The following is a 4,387-nucleotide window of genomic DNA, read 5'->3' as shown; positions in this document are numbered from 1 at the left end:
CCACCGGGTTCCGGTTGTCCTCGAATTCATCCTCGAACGCGTCACCAACATCTCGATGGGCACCGAGATCGACAAGATCACCGAATTCGAGGAGCTTGCCGAGAGCCACGAAGATGCGCCGACGTCGATCGTCATGCTGGATTAGGCTTGGCGGAGAAAGGGAGAAAAAGAATGCCGCGTTTTTCAGCCAATCTTTCGATGCTCTTTGGCGAGCATGAGTTCCTCGACCGTTTCGATGCCGCCGCCCGCGCCGGCTTCAAGGGCGTCGAATATATCGGCCCCTATGACCATGCGCCCGATGCCGTCGCCGCCCGGCTGAAGAAGAACGGCCTGACGCAGGTGCTTTTCAACCTGCCGGCCGGCGACTGGGGCAAGGGCGAGCGCGGCATTGCCGTGCTGCCGGACCGCGTGCCGGAATTCCGCCAGGGCATCGCCAAGGCGATCACCTACGCGCAGGCGCTCGGCTGCCAGCAGGTCAATTGCCTGGCCGGCATCGCGCCCGCCGGCGCCGATCGCAAGGTGCTGGAGGACGTCTTTGCCGAAAACCTCGCCTTCGCGGCGGAAAAGCTGGAGCAGGCCGGCATCAGGCTGCTGATCGAGCCGATCAACACGCGCGATATCCCGGGCTTTTTTCTCAATTATACCGATCAGGCGTTGGTGCTTATCGACCGTGTCGGGTCGAAGAACCTGTTCCTGCAATACGACATCTATCACATGCAGATCATGGAGGGGGATCTCGCCCGTACCATCGAGGTAAACCTCGACCGCATCGCGCATATCCAGCTTGCGGACAATCCAGGCCGTCACGAGCCGGGGACGGGCGAGATCAATTTTCCCTTCCTGTACGAGCACATCGACCGCATCGGCTATTCGGGGTGGATCGGGGCGGAATACAAGCCGAAGGCCGGGACGGAGGCTGGGCTGGGGTGGTTTCAAGCATTAGCCGGGCAGGGAAGTGCTGCGGCCTAGCCAACGCCGCGCCCCCTCATCCGGCCCTTCGGGCCACCTTCCCCCGAGGGGAGAAGAGACAGGCACCAACGTCGGCTTCTCTTCTCCCCTCGGGGGAAGATGGCCGCGCTAGCGGCCGGATGAGGGGGCGTTTCACACAAGCAACTGGAGAACCAAAATGGAAACCATCGGCTTCATCGGCCTCGGCATCATGGGCGCACCGATGGCGGGGCACCTGTTGGACGCGGGCTACAGGGTCATAGCCAGCGACCATCGATCGAAATTCTCAGCCGATCTCGTCGCCAAGGGCCTAACGTCAGTCACCGGCCATGCTGCCGTGGCGAAGGCCGCCGACATCATCATTCTGATGGTGCCCGACACACCGCAGGTCGCCGATGTGCTGTTTAACGAGAATGGCGTCGCGTCCGGTCTGACCAAAGGCAAGCTGGTCATCGACATGAGCTCGATCTCACCGATCGAGACCAAGATTTTTGCCAGGAAAATCAACGATCTAGGCTGCGACTATCTCGACGCGCCGGTCTCGGGCGGCGAGGTTGGCGCCAAGGCGGCGTCGCTCACCATCATGGTCGGCGGCGAGGAGAAACCCTTCGAGCGCGCCAAGCCCGTGTTCGAGAAGATGGGCAAGAACATCACCCTGGTCGGGCCCAACGGCGTTGGCCAGACCACCAAGGTGGCCAACCAGATCGTCGTTGCGCTGACTATTGAAGCCGTCGCCGAAGCGCTTGTTTTTGCTTCGAAAGCCGGCGCGGATCCGGCCAAGGTCAGGCAGGCGCTGATGGGCGGGCTGGCGGCTTCGCGCATTCTGGAAGTGCATGGCGAGCGTATGGTCAAGCGCACCTTCGCCCCGGGTTTTCGGATCGAACTGCACCAGAAGGATCTGAACCTCGCGCTGGAGGGCGCGAAAGCGCTCGGCGTGTCGCTGCCCAACACGTCCACCACGCAGCAACTGTTCAACGCCTGCGCGGCCAATGGCGGCGCCAAGGAGGATCATTCGGCACTGGTCAGGGCGCTTGAGAGGATGGCCGATTTCGAGGTCGGCAGCGAGGCAGCCGGCACCCGGGGCAAAGCGGCATAGGTCAGGAGAGGGCGGCGCAACGTTCCCAAGCCGCCAACTCCTGGCCCATCGAAGAACGGGTTCCGACGTCTGTCGGGACCCGTTTCTCGTCGAGATGTTTTTTGGCTTAGCCGCGCTTCAAAAATGCCCGTGCCACGTAAAGGCTGATCGCCGCGGCATTCGATACGTTGAGCGAATGGATGGCGCCGGGCATGTCGAGCCGCGCCAGCGTGGTCACCGTCTCGCGGGTCTTCTGGCGCAGGCCCTTGCCCTCGGCGCCCAGCACCAGGGCGATCTTTTCTCCGGCAAAGCTCTTTTCGAGTTCGGCCGGCGCGTCCGAATCAAGCCCGATGGTGCGAAAGCCGGCCTCGTGCAGCTGGCCGAGCGCTTCGGCGAGGTTCTTCACCTCGATCTGGTCGATGTGCTCCAGCGCGCCCGAGGCGGATTTCGCCAGCACGCCCGATTCCTGCGGGCTGTGGCGGGCCGTGGTGATCAGCGCGCCGGCGCCGAAGGCGACCGCCGAGCGCAGGATGGCGCCGACATTGTGCGGGTCGGTGATCTGGTCGAGCACCAGCACCAGCTTCGCGTCACCAAGCGCATCGAGCCGCTTGGCTTTAAGCGGCTCGGCCTCGATCAGCACACCCTGATGCACGGCATCCGACCCTGTGATCTTGTCGATATCCCTGGGTTCGACCAGTTCCGTCTTGAAGGGCAGGGCGGCGAGATCGGCGATTTCGAGGCGCTCGGCCGCATTGCGCGTCACCAGCATCTTCCTGATCTTGCGGCGCGGATTGTCGAGTGCGGCGCGAACCGTGTGCAGGCCGTAGAGCCGCACCAGTCCGTCCGCGGCATTTTCGCCCGGCGGAACCGGCTGTCGAGGCCGGAACGCCGGCGCGCCGCCGCTTTTCTCGTCGCGATAGGCGCGGCGCAGCTTGGCGTAATGGGTGTCTTTGGGGGTGTTGGTTTTATCGCTCATGGCTGGTTCTATAGCGGTGTCCTCCGGCCAAGGATATGGCCCGCCGTCACAGCCGGCGAACAACATCGAAAAACGCTGGCTGCGCGGTTGACACCCAATGGCCTTGCCGCCATAAGGCGCTGCGCTGGTTTCGGAGAACACATAACTCGGGTCCGGATCGGCGTGAATGCCTCGTTGCATGGCTCCGGCGGCAGACTGGAGAGGTGCCCGAGTGGTTAAAGGGGACGGACTGTAAATCCGTTAGCTTAGCTTACGTTGGTTCGAATCCAACCCTCTCCACCACTGCCGGCCCGGAAGCCCTGAAACGCGACAAGAATCGGACCGAAAAGTGCATGGCGCTTTTCGGATGAATCCGGTACTTCAGGTAAGGCGCGGGTATAGCTCAGTGGTAGAGCAGCAGCCTTCCAAGCTGAATATGCGGGTTCGATTCCCGCTACCCGCTCCAGACACTCATCCCATCACCGGCAAGCCGAAGCACCGCGCACGAAGCGCAGCGCTCCAATTGTCGTGGCTGCGCCGCGTCAGCTGTTGAACGCGGATGCGACCTGGTGCTGCTGCGGCACCTGGCCGTTCGGCGTCAGCTTGTCGACGATGCCGGGCAGGGCGGTGGACAGTTGCTTGAGTAGTTCCTGCTCGTCCAGTCCGGTCCGTTGCGCGATCTCGCGGATGATCTGCGGTCCGATCGCGGCGCCAAGATCGTTGGCGTTGATCGACTGGTTCTGGCCGGTACCGACCCAGGAGTCCGCGGTGTTGCCGTGACCGGCGTCCCGGAGCTTTTCGAGCAGTCCGCCCAGGCCGCCCAGCAGGCCACCGTCGGCGGATGTGGTTTCCGTCGGGACGGGGGCGGTCGGAGCGGGCGCGGGAGACTGTTCCGGCTCTTCGGCACTTCTGCCGCTCAGCATCTTGCCGACCAGCAATGCGCCGAGTGCGATCATCAGAGGTTTGGTGATGTTGCCGCCGGGAACGGCGTTGTCAAAAAGTCCCATCGTGGATCCTCCATAGCGACCAAGGCCCGACCCCTCCTCAACAATGAAGCATTCGGGCGGAATTTCAAGCTGGCTTGAGGTTTTGACAATCATATGAAAATGTTCGGCTGGCGAGGGGATGGAGAGGAAAAAATGGGTATCATCAGCTGGATCATTCTCGGCGTGGTCGCCGGCTTCATAGGCAGCAAGATCGTCAACAAGACCGGCCAGGGTGTCATAATGGATATCGTGCTGGGCATCGTCGGCGCCATTGTCGGCGGGCTGATCTTCAGTGCCTTCGGCGCATCGGGCGTCACCGGTCTCAACATCTACAGCCTGATCGTTGCCGTCATCGGGGCGGTGGTTGTTCTGTGGGCCTACCATCAGTTCAGCGCAAGGCGGACGCTTTAGGCGCCTGCGGAT

The 4,387-nt window shown here is 62.6% G+C and carries 5 protein-coding genes and 2 tRNA genes; 5 read left to right on the top strand and 2 right to left on the bottom strand.

Annotation, left to right across the window (positions count from 1 at the left end):
* Positions 1-171: 171 nt before the first annotated feature.
* Entirely contained in the window at positions 172-969 is a 798-nt protein-coding gene (gene hyi / locus EN925_RS24830) for a hydroxypyruvate isomerase (protein ID WP_127388541.1), read from the top strand.
* A gap of 157 nt (positions 970-1,126) precedes the next feature.
* Entirely contained in the window at positions 1,127-2,044 is a 918-nt protein-coding gene (locus EN925_RS24825) for a 2-hydroxy-3-oxopropionate reductase (RefSeq protein WP_127388540.1), read from the top strand.
* Between the two features lie 106 nt (positions 2,045-2,150).
* On the opposite strand, the gene rlmB is transcribed toward EN925_RS24825, so the two are convergent.
* Positions 2,151-2,999, bottom strand: coding sequence for a 23S rRNA (guanosine(2251)-2'-O)-methyltransferase RlmB (gene rlmB, locus EN925_RS24820; RefSeq protein WP_027163677.1), 849 nt, complete (start codon positions 2,997-2,999; stop codon positions 2,151-2,153).
* A gap of 197 nt (positions 3,000-3,196) precedes the next feature.
* On the opposite strand from rlmB, the gene EN925_RS24815 reads away from it, so the two are divergent.
* Together EN925_RS24815 and EN925_RS24810 are read left to right on the top strand one after the other, a co-directional pair.
* Positions 3,197-3,281: transfer RNA gene (locus EN925_RS24815), tRNA-Tyr, on the top strand.
* Between the two features lie 89 nt (positions 3,282-3,370).
* A tRNA-Gly gene (locus EN925_RS24810) sits at positions 3,371-3,444 on the top strand.
* Between the two features lie 76 nt (positions 3,445-3,520).
* On the opposite strand, the gene EN925_RS24805 is transcribed toward EN925_RS24810, so the two are convergent.
* On the bottom strand, positions 3,521-3,985 hold the full coding sequence (locus EN925_RS24805; RefSeq protein WP_013531401.1) for a YidB family protein: 465 nt from the start codon (positions 3,983-3,985) through the stop codon (positions 3,521-3,523).
* Positions 3,986-4,117: 132 nt separating this feature from the next.
* Between EN925_RS24805 and EN925_RS24800 the strand changes: the two genes are divergently transcribed.
* Complete coding sequence (locus EN925_RS24800) at positions 4,118-4,375, top strand: GlsB/YeaQ/YmgE family stress response membrane protein (protein ID WP_013531402.1); 258 nt, start codon at positions 4,118-4,120, stop codon at positions 4,373-4,375.
* The last annotated feature ends 12 nt before the right edge of the window (positions 4,376-4,387 follow it).

It is taken from the genome of Mesorhizobium sp. M7A.F.Ca.US.006.04.2.1, from assembly GCF_004022915.1.
Taxonomy (GTDB): Bacteria; Pseudomonadota; Alphaproteobacteria; order Rhizobiales; family Rhizobiaceae; genus Mesorhizobium; species Mesorhizobium ciceri.
This window is presented reverse-complemented; position numbering and strand designations above follow the sequence as displayed.